Source organism: Saprospiraceae bacterium, assembly GCA_016709995.1.
Classification (GTDB): domain Bacteria; phylum Bacteroidota; class Bacteroidia; order Chitinophagales; family Saprospiraceae; genus JADJLQ01.
Genome location: JADJLQ010000003.1, coordinates 232,805 through 247,105, shown reverse-complemented (window position 1 = coordinate 247,105; position 14,301 = coordinate 232,805). Strand labels below are relative to the sequence as shown.

The window sequence follows — 14,301 nt, the reverse complement described above, 5'->3', positions numbered from 1 at the left end:
ATCTGACATCTGATTCAAACTGTTTATTTAAAGTTAGTTCGATCGGGATTGTGAGCATACTCACTCTGTTCGTAAGCTCTTCACCGGATTAGCTATGGCCGCTTTGATGGCTTGGAAACTCACTGTGACCAAAGCAATAATCGCCGCAATAATACCGGCCATAGCAAACATCCACCACTTTATATCTACCCGATAAGAAAATGATTGCAACCATTTATTCATGACCCACCAGGCAATAGGAGTGGCAACAAGAATGGCAATGAACACTAATACAACAAAATCTTTAGAAAGCAATGTGGCAATGCCACTTACTTTAGCGCCCAATACTTTTCGGATTCCAATTTCCTTCTTCCTGTTTTCCGCACTAAATGTAGCTAATCCAAATAAACCAAGGCATGAAATAAAAATTGCAATGCCTGTAAATGAATTAATAATGCGGGAAAGCGTAATTTCCGATTCGTACATTTTTTGCACTTCTGCATCCAAAAAACTATATTCAAAAGGTATAGACGGATAGTTTTTCTTCCAAATGGTTTCCATCTGTGCCAATAAAGATTTATAATTAGATGTTTGAGTACTAATTGTAATATTTGTTAAATAAGGATCATGGTCATTAAACATGAACAATATAGGTTTTACATCCTCGTGCAAAGAATTAAAGTTAAAATCCTTCATGATACCTGCGATCTCATATTTAATAACTTCTTGCTCATTACCCTGGCTTGAGTACAAGAAAGTCCCCTGCGCTGATTCAATATTAATTCCTAAACGATGCGCCATCGTTTCGTTAATCAAAACTTTACCAGAATCATTTAGCCTAAAATCTCTCCCACTAATTATTTTTATTCCATTGGCTTGAGTTACATATTGGTCAGTCTGCATGAAATTGGCTACTTGGCCACTAGCCATGGTACCTCCAGAAAGATAAAAGGTCCAATCATTAAGGATGGCCTGACTAAGGTAATATCCCGTTCTGCTTACAGCTTTGATATCTGCTAAGCTACGCAGATCATCAGCAAATACTTTACTTTTACTCACCGTCTCATTGGTATGTAATGTAAATACAAGTTTCTGATTTGGGTCAAACCCGAGATCCTTAAGCTTGATATAATTGAGTTGACTATAGATTACAATGATAGATGCAATCAATACAATAGATAAGGTAAACTGAATTATGACTAAAGATCTACGAATATTAAGTGCAGAAATATGACTTGTAAAATTTCCTTTTATCACTTTGATTGCCTCAAAAGCTGAAAGATAAAATGCAGGGTAACTGCCAGCTATTATACCTGTAAGGACTATTAATCCAAACACCATCGACCACATTCTATAATCTGACAAATAAGGCATCGAAATTTCGGACTGTGTAATTTCGTTTAAATAAGGTACTGCAAGCCACAAAATTGGTAAGGCAATCATAACGCCAAGAAATGATAATAAAATAGATTCGAAAAGAAATTGGCTGATCAATTGGTATTTTCTTGCACCAATCACTTTTCTTATTCCTACCTCTTTTGCCCGGTTGGTAGATCTTGCTGTAGAAAGATTCATAAAATTGATGCATGCGATGATCTGGATCATGGCCGCAATCAACATCAAAATCTTCAGAAAGGAGGGGTTGGCTATTTTATCCAATTCATTTTCATATCCCTTTGTCGTATGTATTCCAGTTACCTCCTGCAGGTGAAGTTGCTTTTCCATACCTAGGGCTTTTAGTTGCTCTTGCCCGTATTTAGATAAAAAAGCTGGAAGCTTTTCTTCCAGAGCTACTACATCAGAATTAGGCAATAATTTTATATAAGAATAAGCAAAATTATTTCCGGCCCAGGATTCGTTGGTGCGCGCATAACCTCCCATACCACCGCCATTCATTGTGATATACATATTGGCATTAAGATGTGACTTACCCAAGCTATTATCAATGACTCCTTGTACGGTGTATATACCTTTATCATAAGAGTATTCCAGTTCTATTTGTTTGCCCAATGGATCTTCATCACCAAATAATTTATCTGATAATGATTTACTCAATACAACGGTATAAGGGTCTAAAAGCGCCTTTTGACCATTTCCTCTTGTAAAATGAAAAGCAAATACATTGAAAAAAGTAGAGTCAACGAACACCGCTGATTTTTCGGTCACCGATCTTTCATTATAATGTAAAATGTATTGAGAAACACCTAAAGAAGGTACAACCCGGGTATACTGTATCACCTCTGGAAAATCTCTTTTCATAGCCGGTGCAGTAGGTGGAGATACGGTTGAATTAATATGCTTATCCCCTGGCAATTGCAAAGTGGAAGTAATCCGGTATATATTTTCAGCCTGAGGATGGTGCTTGTCATAACTATATTGATCTCCTACATAGAGCATGATATACAGACAACTCAAAGTGCCAATGGTAAGACCAAATATATTGATCAAACTATAGGTCTTATTTTTTAATAGATTGCGGAATGCAATTTTGAAATCGTTTTTAAACATAATTTTTCAGAATTGAAATTGAGTTTATAAAATTTTCAGAATCTGATATCTGAATCTGGTTCACTCCGTTCTTAAAGATTTTGCAGGATTGGCAATAGCCGCTTTAATAGATTGATAACTCACAGATAGTACGGAAATCAAAATACTCATCAGGCCAGCGATTAAAAACACAGTCCAATGAATATCCACACGATAAGGGTATTGGGCCAGCCATTGACGCATCAGCCACCATGCCACCGGACAAGCCACTATAAATGAATACATCACCAATTTCAGAAAATCCTTTGACAACAAGGCAGTAATGCCTGCTACCGAAGCTCCCAGCACTTTTCGTACACCTATTTCTTTTATCCTGTTTTCAGCCATGTATGTGGCCAGACCAAACAATCCGAGGCAGGATATAAAGATGGTGAGACCGGCGAATAAGGAAGCCATGGACCCCATCTTTTGTTCCGTTTTAAATTTAAGACTATATTCCTCATCTACGAATTGGTATTCAAAGGGATATTCCGGGTTATATTTTTTAAAAATTATTTCTGCCTTTTTTAGATTGTCTGCTACAGGATTTGATGCGTTTAATTTGTAGTGGATGACATTGAACCAACTGGCAGAAGTACCACTGATAAGCATTGGCCGAGTCGGTTGAAAGGGTGATTCCAGGATAAAATCTTTAATGACGCCTATCACGTGGTATTTATTATTATCTCCATCTGTGATTAATTGTCCAATTGGATTTTTCAATTTCATAATCTTAAGCGCACTTTCGTTGATCAGCATAGCGGATGAGTCAGTTGCAAAATCCCTTAGATTAATATCGCGACCTTCTATCAGGATCATGCCAGTAGTCTTGACGATGTCCTGATCTGCAGTAAACTGATCAAAATCTATTTTCTCATCTTCCGGAGTACTGCCTTCCCATTTATAGCCCCAACTGTCTGACCAACCCTGCGTGATCGGTGCGCTGGTCTTTGTGACTGAGGAAGCCACTTGATTCTGAAGCAATTCATTGCGGATGAGGTCATAGTTTTTTCCTACCTCCCCCTCCATACGGGTATATACGAGTTTCTCACGATCATACCCACTCTCTCTGTCTTTGGCGTGGTCCAGTTGTTGTTTTACAATGCTGGTGCAAATGATCAATATGATAGCGAACGTGAACTGTAGCACTACCAATAACTTTCTAGGTGTGATCAGGGCATTGGCTGCTTTAAAAGTGCCCTTCAACACTTTTGAAGGATTAAATGAAGACATAAAAAAGGCAGGATATGATCCGGCGATAATCCCCGTGAACAAAATAAAGCCAAGCCCCTTGAGCCAAAATTGCGGATCACCTATATTTAAAGATAGCTTTTCTTCGATCAGTTGGTTGAATGGAGGAATCACAACATATAGGATCACCAAGGCAAATATGCCAGCAATAAATGAAAGCAAAATAGACTCACCAACAAAGTGTCCGATCAATGATCCTCTTTGCGCACCGACCACTTTACGAATGCCAACCTCCTTTGCCCGCTTCTCACTTCGGGCTGTGCTCAGGTTCATAAAATTGATGCAGGCTATTAAAAGTAAAAAAATAGCGATGATGCCAAATATTTTCAACGAATCGATCATTCCTCCATCTTCTATGCCGTTTGTGAATTTGGAGTACAGCCGCCATCGATCTAAAGGATATAGAAACATCTGCCAGGATGGATCTGCTTCCTTGTCATACAATGGCTTCATCGATTTCATTTTTTCATTGGCAGCTTCGATGGATGCGTTTTCTTTAAGTAATGCATAGGTGCGAGTATTGTTACTACCCCAATTACCGCCCCATTGATCTTTGGCAGCTTTGTATGCCCATGGTATCAGGTATTCAAAATTGAAACGGGAATTGGGCGGCAGGTCTTTCAATACTCCAGTGATAGTGAAATTGTCCTGGTTGTCGATTTTGACTATTTTACCCATGACATCTTCAGTGTCGAATAGTTTCTTTGCAAAAGATGCGGTCACCACCAAATCATAGATCCCATTAAGTGCTGTCCTTTCATCGCCTTGAATCATCGGGAAAGTAAATATTTTTAAAAAAGTACTATCTACGATATTGCCTTTCGCTTTTAATCTCATATCTCCAATCGAAAATAAATAATTGGATCCCCAGTCTACCCTTGCTGTATTCTCTACTTCAGGCAGATCCTTTTCCATCGCCCTGGCTAGTGGCATCGGGGTGGTGTTCCATGCATGTAGTTTACCACTGATCGGAGCTTTGTTCCATGCTTCATAGATCCTACTCCTGTTAAGGTGAAACTGATCATAGCTTTTTTGATAATCAATCACTAAAAAAATCAACGCAGCGGCGGCCATACCTATAGCCAGGCCGGAAATATTGATCAATGAAAAAGCCTTGTTTTTAAAAAGATTGCGGAAGGCGATGTAGAAGAAATTTTTGAGCATGGTATTTAAAATCTGAAGAATAAGACAACAAACTCAGACACATTTTAAATGTAGTCAACTATCCGATTCTAGTATTACACAATCAACTAACCAGACCCAGTAACTATACCAAAAACATAAGTCATTAAATATGAATACTTTATTAACAAAACCTCTTCCCGGAAGTGTACGATATCGGACAGTATCGCTCGGTATTGACACTTCTTTTTTTATAAATAATGCTATAGCCTACTAAATCCAAGATGATATTCAATGGTTACCTTTACAAAAAAAAGCAACATGGAGCTAATCCCTATCCTGGCGACTATAGAGGGAAACAAACACTTTGCAGATCACCCGGATTGTCAGGACAGTCTTTATTTTACGATCGATTTTTACAAAAAGGTGGGCTATAATCCACCATGGATTGGTTATTATGCAGTGGATGAGGAGGGCCAAATAGTAGCTATGGCTGCATTTAAAGGAAAGCCTCTCAATAATCAAATAGAGATAGCATATGGCACCATAGAAAGGTTTCAACAAAAAGGCATCGGAACCCAGGTATGTCGGCTTTTGGTGAATAAAGCGCTGGAGACTGATCCATCAGTTTTGATCACAGCCCGCACACTTCCTGAAAAAAACTTTTCGACCCGAATATTAGAAAAAAATAATTTTCATTTTAAAGGAATAGTGGACGATCCCGAAGATGGGGAGGTTTGGGAGTGGGTATACTCTAAGTAGTAAATTGTGCATGAATAAGCCTATCAAGATGCATCATCGCTGCCCAACCAGCAAGATTTATTTTTTCTGATATACCCGCACATAGTCTACTTCAAATTTAATCGAATGAGTTTCTATACCTGGAGCACCTCCGTTATTGCCGCCTATCGCCAGGTTGAGTAGCAGGTAATGAGGTTGCTTAAATGGATTGGTACCATCAGGATTGATGCTTTTATTTAAGGTTATTTCATTGATCAATTCATCATCCAGGTATACGCTAACCTGGTTTTCATCCCAATCCATTCTCCAGATATGATATTGATTCACCCAGTTGGGATATTTATCTGTAAAGTGAGTGAGTGGTATTTTTGCATCATCCCATTTCGCAACGTTTACTTTCTCTGTACCCCAGGCAAAATTGGCCAAAATGGTAGGCACGGTTTTGACTCTATAAAATTCCATGATATCTATCTCGCCATTCGAGGGCCATCGGCCTTCTGTTCCCAGGGTCCAAATGGCAGGCCAGGATCCTACCAGGGTATCTATGCGAGCACGAACCACGAAGGTCCCGTAGAGCCATGCTTGAGCTCCCCTGGTCTGAATGCTTGAGGAGGTAAAGCTGATGTCTCTCCGGCTTGTCTGCCAATCTTTGCTGTCTTCAACAAAAGTAGGGTTGGGACGCACTACCCTTTTTGCTTCAATAATCAGTATACCATCATGACAACTAGCATTCTCAGGTTGATACCACTGCAATTCATTATTGCGTTTAAATCCCTGCTCGTGCCTCCAAATAGTTGGATCCGGCGGCCCGGGCTGATTAAATTCGTCCTGCCAGACCAGGTTCATTCCTTTGAAAGTGTCCAACCCTGCCTCCGCAAGTGAACCCTGGCCAAAAATATGACCAAAGACAAAAAGCAATAACAGGACAGAAATATATTTCAACACAAAAAATAAATTAATAACGAATGAAGCAGATCTAGATGGATTGGACTTTTTTTTCTTTTTAATTTGCTTTACGGGCTTATTTGATGAGCACCCTCGTTCCGGTTTGTGCAGATTGGTAGATCGCATCGATCACTTTGGCATCTTTATATCCTTCCCAACCGCTGATATGCTCTGGAAAATCTTTTCCGGCCAGCAATACTTTGGCCATCTCATCCATCTGTACCTGCTGCATATGTGTCACAGGAAATTTAAACTCTCCATCCCGGGTCCATCCTCGAAATGGTCCATAGCTGATGGCCGGGTTGAGTTCAAACGTATTTTGCTCGGCTGATGCAAAAAGTCTATCCAGGGGGTAGGCAGAACTACAGGTCGAATGTCCTAAGGCCCCACTGGCAAACTCCAGGGTCCAGTGCACTGACTCTTCGACTTCTTTAAATAATTCTGGCTTTGAATTAGGTCCAAAATAAGCAGTGACTGCAGTAGGCTCTTCCCCAAGGATATACCTGGCTGCCTGCACACAATATACACCCAGGTTTTGCAGTGAGCCTCCTCCTGAAAGCTTTTTATTGAAATGCCAGTCACCTGGATCCATGGTGGTCATATTATAACCGAGCTCAGACTCTACCAATCGTACCTTACCATAAATTTTTTTCTGTCCCAGTCTCATCATCTCCATATTATAAGGTTCATAGTGGAGGCGATACCCCACAGCAAGTTTCACTCCTTCCTTTTTGCAGGCATGAATGATCTCCAGGCTCTCCGCAGCATTGATGGCCATCGGCTTTTCAACGATGACATGTTTTCCGGCTTTGGCTGCACGCAGCGCATACTCTTTATGCATCCCATTAGGCAAGACGATGTAGATCACATCGATATTTTTATTATCTGCGATGCGATCAAAAGTTTCATAATTGTAGACACTGGTTGCAGGGAGATTATATTTTTTACTCCATTCCGCAGCTTTGGCGGGAGTACCTGTGACAATACCGGTCAATTTACAATATTTAGAAAGCTCTATTCCCTCTGCCAGTTTCAATGCGTACCGGCCTAAACCTACGAGGGCTACGCCCAGCTTTTTATCCTCATACAAAGAGTGATCGGTCATCGTGCTTAATGGGATCGACAAAGCACCCAGTGACATGTTCTTTACAAAAGTGCGTCGGGACAGATTTAATAAATTATGTTGATTATTCATAGTGTAACAAAGTTATTCATTAATTCCTTCTGGAGGGAGAGGATTTATGCATCAACTTTTGATTAAATAATCTCACAAAAATATCTGTGAAAAGTGTTCATTAAAAGTGATTTACCTAATGTTTGATTTAACCTTATTTCCTTCTGCAAATTAGTTATCAGGACTCTGATGATCAATCCATGATTTGATTGCTTTTAGCTCACATGCAGTCAGTTTTCCACCAATAGGCATCATGGGGATAGCATTGTCCGTATAATAAATAGAGTTATAGAATTCACCATTATCGACAAAGATTTTAATCATCTGGTAGTCAGATAATATGATTCCTCCGGAATGATTGCTTTCACTATGGCATTCATTACAAGTATTGTTGACGAGGGGAAAAACATCAGATCTAAAACTAATTGGAGTATTTTGATCAGCACGGCAATCCGGCAAAGCTGTGTCGTAAGCGCAACTTTCCTGCAAAATAAAAAACAACAATAACAAGGTCAACCCTGTATACCTCATAAAAAAATATTATGCTCTAAAGGTGCACAGAATAATAAAAAGTATGGCCTTGCTATATTAAGTTAATATGAAGTTATTTTGCCACGCAAACAACTATTTTAGTTCTACAGATAAGGTCTCACACTATTTTAAGGTTCCTATCGGTTTCTGACCAAATAATTTATAAGTTTGAAAAATGATGGCTATTAAGCTAAACATGCGTGCTAAGGCAGAAATCGAAACCAGGGTCGCCGATTCAGAGCCTTGTCCCACTATCATAAAATTAAGCCTCAAACTGATAGTACCGTTTTTGATCCACCCATCTCACCATGATCAACCTATAGACTGGCATAGAAGCTGACCGCCCAAATATATTGACGAAGGAAAACATTTTGTATTTGAAAAGGTTCCTCCAGCGGAGTTTCAGATAATCAGCCAGGATACATTCAGATTTCAAATTGAGTTTATCGAAATTTAAAGAATCAGATTTAAGAGCCAGTCAAATAGTATTTTATATCTGAGTTTGCAATAAAGCTGAACTTGTCCTGGAATTTTAAGAGGAGCTTGTCGAAGCTATTCAGTTCGTAACGATTTCATAGGGTTTGCCATAGCGGCTTTTATCGACTGAAAACTAACGGTTAATATGGTAATGGTCAAAATAGTGATACCCGCGAAAGCAAAAATGCCCGGGCCAATGACTATTTTATAAGGATAAGCTTCAAGCCATTTATTCATACCCCACCAAGCTAAAGGAAAAGAAATAATCAAAGCTATAATTAATAATTTTATAAAATCGCCGGACATCAATCGAATAATATTAAAAGTATTGGCTCCAAGCACCTTTCTAATACCTATTTCTTTGATTCTCTGGTCAGCCGTAAATGCCGCAAGTCCAAAAAGACCTAAACATGAAATAAAAATGGTCAAACCGGCAAAAATATTTGCCAAAGAACTGATGACCTCTTCAGAGCGGTACGATTTAGAATATGCTTCATCAGCAAATTCATATTCAAATGGAAATGCAGGATTTAGCTCTTTGTAAAGCCTGCCTAATCCTGCCAGGGCAGTTTTAGTCTCACCTTTTTCTGTTCTTACCAGGACTTTGCCATAACTCATCACGGGGACTAATCTTATGATAAAAGGTTCGATGATCTGATGCAAAGAATTATAATGAAAATCTTTAACAACACCTATAATTTTGCCCGATCTTCCCCACATACTCAATGACTTACCTATAGCATCCTGATACCCGATCCGCTTCAATGCAGTCTCATTCACTAAATAACCTACCGAATCAGTTGACAATTCCTTTGAGAAATCATTGCCCTGCAGTAGCTGTAAATCCATCGTCCGGATTAAATCATAACTCACAGATGCCCAAACAAATTGGATGTTGACTGATTCATCCTTGCCCGGCCAATGAATACCGCCTGTAGTATTTCCGATTTTGGTCGGTCTTTCCGAAATGGCTGATATGGATTTTATTCCTTTAAGCGTTTCAGCCCGGTCTTTAAATAGATTGAATTTTTTAACAAGCTCTCCTTCTATTCTTAAGTTTAAAAGGTTTTCTTTATCATATCCTAAAGACTTATGCTGAATATAATCCAATTGTCTGTACACTACCACTGTTCCAACCAGGAATACAATAGTCAATACAAACTGGAATACAACTAACCCCTTTCTCAGGACACCCTCCTTGCCAGGGAGGCCCGGATGGCCTTTAAGTATTGCAATAGGGTTAAAGGAAGCTAAATAGAATGCCGGATAAATTCCTGAAAACACAGCTGTTAGAATCAAAATGCCAAGCAATACAACAATAAAAATTGGCTGTCCGAATGGCATTACCATCTGTTTCTGTGTAAGCTGGTTAAAATAAGGTAATAGCAAACTCACCATAGTCAAAGCAATCAAGAAGGCAATCAAGGATATCAAGAATGATTCACCGATAAATTGGTAGATCAATGATTTTGAATTAGCTCCAATTACTTTTCTCAACCCTACCTCCTTTGCTCTTTTGGTAGATCGGGCAGTAGCTAAATTCATAAAATTTATACAAGCAATAATTAAAATAAATAATCCTGCCCAACCAAATAAACGAACATATTCTATTCGACCACCAGCTTGTTGTCCATTTTCAAAATAGCTGTATAAATATGCATCCGTGTATTTTTGAAGAAATAGCCTGATGTAAAAAGCATCGTTTTGGTCTTTATTATATCCATCTAGAAATCGTTCAAGCTTTGCTTCTGTTTTTTGAGCACTGGCATCTGGCCTGATTTTTATGTAAGCGCTGGCAAAATTATTTTCCCAGTCATTGGCCCCTCCATTTTCTTTCAAAAAGAAATCCCAATTGATCACAAAATCAAATTGATGAGTCGCGTTATTGGTGATATCATCAAATACTGCAGCTATCTTAAGGTCTTTGCTATTTTGAAATCTTAGAGTCTTACCCACTGCTCCTTCTTCAGATTCAAATAATTGTTTAGCCATTTTTCGGGAGATACAAATATCGAGCGGCCCTTGCAGAGCTGTCTCAGTATATCCACGAATGATGGGATATGAAAACATTTTAAAAAAATCAGAACCGGCATAGATGCCCGGCATTTTAATAATCTTTTCTCCTGCTTGAAATGTGCGCACATTAATCCAATCAACCGAGCAAGCCATTTCAACTTCGGGAAACACCTTTTTCAGTTCATCCGCCAGCAAACCAGGAGAGGATGAAACCACATCGATCCTTCCATCGTGATATTGTTTTTCGAGTACAGAATACAATTGTTCACCGGACTTGTGAAATTTGTCGATATTATACTCATCACTGATCCATAAATAAATCAGGATACAACAAGCCATCCCTACCGCTAGCCCACTTAAATTGATAAAAGTGTACCCTTTATATTTGACGAGATTCCTCCAGGCTATTTTCAAATAGTTGGTAACCATGGACACAAATAGTTAAATTGAAATTAGCATTATAGTTAAACAGGCCTAATACAGTTCACTACTGCCATGATCCGTGCCAAATCACAAATATCTGATTATCTATATATTACATCACGGCAAAGATTTTGAATTGTATCGATTCCGCACACTGGTGTATTAAAATCAACTTGAATCAATAAGGTTCCCGATTCGCCCTTCTATAAAGCACAAGCTTTCAAGATGTTCATTTACAAATAATCAGCCATAATTATGGCAAAAAGTGGATTTTTGACTGATTATTTCATTGTCGATGGCTTTATTAGAAATTAATTTACCTAAGGACCCTTAAGCAGGACGCTCTATCCCAATTCAATGTCTGCGCACACAGCTTGATCATTAGGCTAATCGCTATATTACTAGTAAATTCATAATTCGAAGCATGCACCATGATTTATAGATCGCTTTTTTTAAAACTAATACTTTGTTTGCTTTCATACATGACCTGGTCCCAAAACGATACTGCCCTGGTCTTTGGAGAACTTGGGAAAGACATCAATAGACCCTGGAAAATGATCCAACTGCCTGGTGGCAATCTATTGTGGGCCGGTGAATGGAATGACAATGGCATCGTCATGAAGCTATCTCCTACCGGTGCAGAAATAAAAAGATTAATCCTGTCCTACACACCTGGTGCTACATTGAAGATTAAGGATATGGTCCTTGATAAAGACAACACCCTCATCGCTGCCGGAGAATGTACTAAATGTGTCACCACTGATAGTCTGGCCAGGATCACACTGTTTCGCATAGATACCGGATTAGGCTCCGTACTTCAACGATCTTTGCTTCACGGCAAGACTCAGTCTGCGCCCTTGATCTACAACCCGACTATTGCCAGGAATGACCGGGCCCTTATACTGCAAGCCACACAAGGAGCAGAAGGTATGGACTTAGAAGACATCTTTCTAGCCGCCATCGATGATCAATTGGATACCCTATGGACCAAGTCTATTAATTCATGTGAAGATTGTGCTTTTGAATATCCTTATCGACTGATCGCTACAAACAATGGCTTCACCTCTTTTGCTTTTCACAATTTTACTGACTCTGCGACTATCTTTCATTTTGATGACAAGGGTGATATACAATGGCGCCAGCGGACATATACCTGGAATGGGGTGGCAGGTGGTTCGATCGCAGCAGCCAATGACAAAATTTTCATTGGGGTCGGTGTAAGAGGCTTACCTCAGGACCCGTTTTTCTATGTAGCCACCATTCTCACCTATGATGAAAAAAATGGTACTCCTTTGAACGCAACTTCGTTGAATGATCCCTTTACCGACAGAGCGATCACCAGTCTTGAATTTGCACCCAATGGAAATCTGATCGTAGGATACCGAAGATTGATCGGCTCCTTCAATGGATCCTTATTGACCTCACAGATACTCCGGCTGGATATATTGAGCAACGACCCTAAGTTTATCGATTCCAAAACAATACCTAACCCCAATGACAATATCAGTATGGGCATCATCCACGCGGTAGCGCTCAATGAAGACGGGTCGAGAATAGCAGCTATCGGTCTGCATGGATCAAACAGAACCTTTTTTTACACCAACCCGGAAGTGACCGTTGCTACCCGGGATATTTCTATACCAGCCAGATTTGTGATCACGCCCAATCCAGTTTTAGAATACCATGACTTTCGTATTAATTTGTCAGATGATTTGTCTTCAATTAAAAATGTTCATATTCTGATATACAACTTTAACGGTCAGCTAATCCGGCGTATACATCCCCCATATGGTCAGACTCCTCTTAGTGTGCAGGGACTGCCGCGAGGCATGTATACCATTGTGGTAAGAAGCGATCATGGTTCAATGGCCAATAAACTTTTAGTGATGTAGATGCTAAAAAGGTGATGACAGATCTTGCTGATCAGCAAATTTTATTATTTGACTAATTAAGGCTATCTCTAATTACCTAGTTTTGTTCAGAAATTGGTTGTTATAAAATTAGACGAGGCGAGTTGAAGGCGCTAGTCCCGTCGATCTTGACGGGATAACTGAAAATCAACGAAGTATGATTTTATAAGAACTTATTTGGTAATTTTATTAAAATTACCGTTCGGGCAAAAGGAGGTTGTTAGAGATAGCCTTAATTACTTTTGACTCAAAACACTTTCGCAAAAACAATTATATATGTCTATTCAACTATCCCAGATACGAGTCTCTTTGGAAGATGGCCTTCTTTCTTTCCCCATCACAGATATGGATGACCATGGCAATTTTCATCCTGATACTTATGCTCAGCGTATCGCCTGGTTTTTGCAGCATGGGGTGTCTTCCGTATTTGTGGCTGGCGGCACCGGCGAATTTTTCTCCCTGTCCATGGAAGAGTATACTCAAATAGTAAAAACTGCTTGTGAGGTTGTGAAAGATAATGCTCCCGTAATCTCAAGCGTGGGCCGGAGTATTCCTGAAGCCATTCAGTTTGCCAAAATCGCAGAAAAAGCCGGCATTCATGCTTTGTTATTAATGCCGCCCTACCTGACTGAATGTCCCCCTGAAGGCACCTACGCGTATGCAAAAACCATCATGGACCGTACCAGCCTTCCGGTGATTTATTATAACCGATCCAATGGCGTATTAAATGCTGAATACATAAAAAAGCTGGCAGATCAATGCCCCAATTTTATAGGCCTAAAAGATGGAACAGGTAACATGGCCGATCTCAATGATACTATCAAAACCGTAGGCAACAGACTCTCTTACATCGGTGGTGTCCCTACCGCAGAGATTATAGCTGAAGCCTATCTTTCCATTGGAGTAAATACCTATTCCTCAGCGGCATTTAATTTTGTACCCGAACTCGCCAATCTTTTTTACAAAAGCCTGCGCCAGGGTGACAAAGCAACAATCAATCTTATATTAAACACCTTTTATATACCCCTCGTACGATTACGCTCAAAGAAAAGTGGTTATGCCGTAAGCCTGATCAAAGCTGGAGCCACCATCATAGGCCGATCTGCAGGAGCAGTAAGAGCCCCGTTGGTGATGCCCTCTGAACAAGAAGTAGCTGCTTTGAAGCTGATCATTGAAAATGGAAATGCATTGGTAAGTTAGCTGATT

9 protein-coding genes are annotated in these 14,301 nt (G+C 39.6%); 3 read left to right on the top strand and 6 right to left on the bottom strand.

Annotated elements, in window-relative coordinates:
* Positions 1–60: 60 nt before the first annotated feature.
* Together IPJ09_20140 and IPJ09_20135 are read right to left on the bottom strand one after the other, a co-directional pair.
* Positions 61–2,487 carry an ABC transporter permease gene (locus IPJ09_20140; protein MBK7373702.1) on the bottom strand — a complete coding sequence of 809 codons (2,427 nt, stop codon included), beginning with the start codon at positions 2,485–2,487 and terminating at the stop codon, positions 61–63.
* A gap of 60 nt (positions 2,488–2,547) precedes the next feature.
* Complete coding sequence (locus IPJ09_20135) at positions 2,548–4,920, bottom strand: ABC transporter permease (GenBank protein ID MBK7373701.1); 2,373 nt, start codon at positions 4,918–4,920, stop codon at positions 2,548–2,550.
* A 279-nt stretch (positions 4,921–5,199) separates the two neighbouring features.
* On the opposite strand from IPJ09_20135, the gene IPJ09_20130 reads away from it, so the two are divergent.
* Positions 5,200–5,640 (top strand): GNAT family N-acetyltransferase, encoded by a 441-nt coding sequence (locus IPJ09_20130; GenBank protein ID MBK7373700.1) that lies wholly within the window; start codon positions 5,200–5,202, stop codon positions 5,638–5,640.
* 57 nt (positions 5,641–5,697) lie between these two features.
* Here the strand turns inward: IPJ09_20130 and IPJ09_20125 are convergent, their stop codons facing one another.
* The 4 genes from IPJ09_20125 to IPJ09_20110 all read right to left on the bottom strand — a co-directional run bounded on the left by IPJ09_20125 (position 5,698) and on the right by IPJ09_20110 (position 11,191).
* Positions 5,698–6,690: a glycoside hydrolase family 16 protein gene (locus IPJ09_20125; GenBank protein MBK7373699.1), complete on the bottom strand. Its 993-nt coding sequence runs from the start codon at positions 6,688–6,690 to the stop codon at positions 5,698–5,700.
* Positions 6,641–7,759, bottom strand: coding sequence for a Gfo/Idh/MocA family oxidoreductase (locus IPJ09_20120; protein MBK7373698.1), 1,119 nt, complete (start codon positions 7,757–7,759; stop codon positions 6,641–6,643). Before IPJ09_20120 ends, IPJ09_20125 begins: the two co-directional genes overlap by 50 nt.
* Before the next feature lie 150 nt (positions 7,760–7,909).
* On the bottom strand, positions 7,910–8,269 hold the full coding sequence (locus IPJ09_20115; GenBank protein ID MBK7373697.1) for a hypothetical protein: 360 nt from the start codon (positions 8,267–8,269) through the stop codon (positions 7,910–7,912).
* A gap of 552 nt (positions 8,270–8,821) precedes the next feature.
* A complete protein-coding gene (locus tag IPJ09_20110; GenBank protein ID MBK7373696.1) occupies positions 8,822–11,191 on the bottom strand; it encodes an ABC transporter permease in 2,370 nt (789 codons plus the stop codon).
* Positions 11,192–11,667: 476 nt separating this feature from the next.
* On the opposite strand from IPJ09_20110, the gene IPJ09_20105 reads away from it, so the two are divergent.
* Together IPJ09_20105 and IPJ09_20100 are read left to right on the top strand one after the other, a co-directional pair.
* A complete protein-coding gene (locus IPJ09_20105) occupies positions 11,668–13,077 on the top strand; it encodes a T9SS type A sorting domain-containing protein (GenBank protein ID MBK7373695.1) in 1,410 nt (469 codons plus the stop codon).
* A gap of 294 nt (positions 13,078–13,371) precedes the next feature.
* Positions 13,372–14,295 (top strand): 5-dehydro-4-deoxyglucarate dehydratase, encoded by a 924-nt coding sequence (locus IPJ09_20100; protein ID MBK7373694.1) that lies wholly within the window; start codon positions 13,372–13,374, stop codon positions 14,293–14,295.
* Positions 14,296–14,301: the final 6 nt, after the last annotated feature.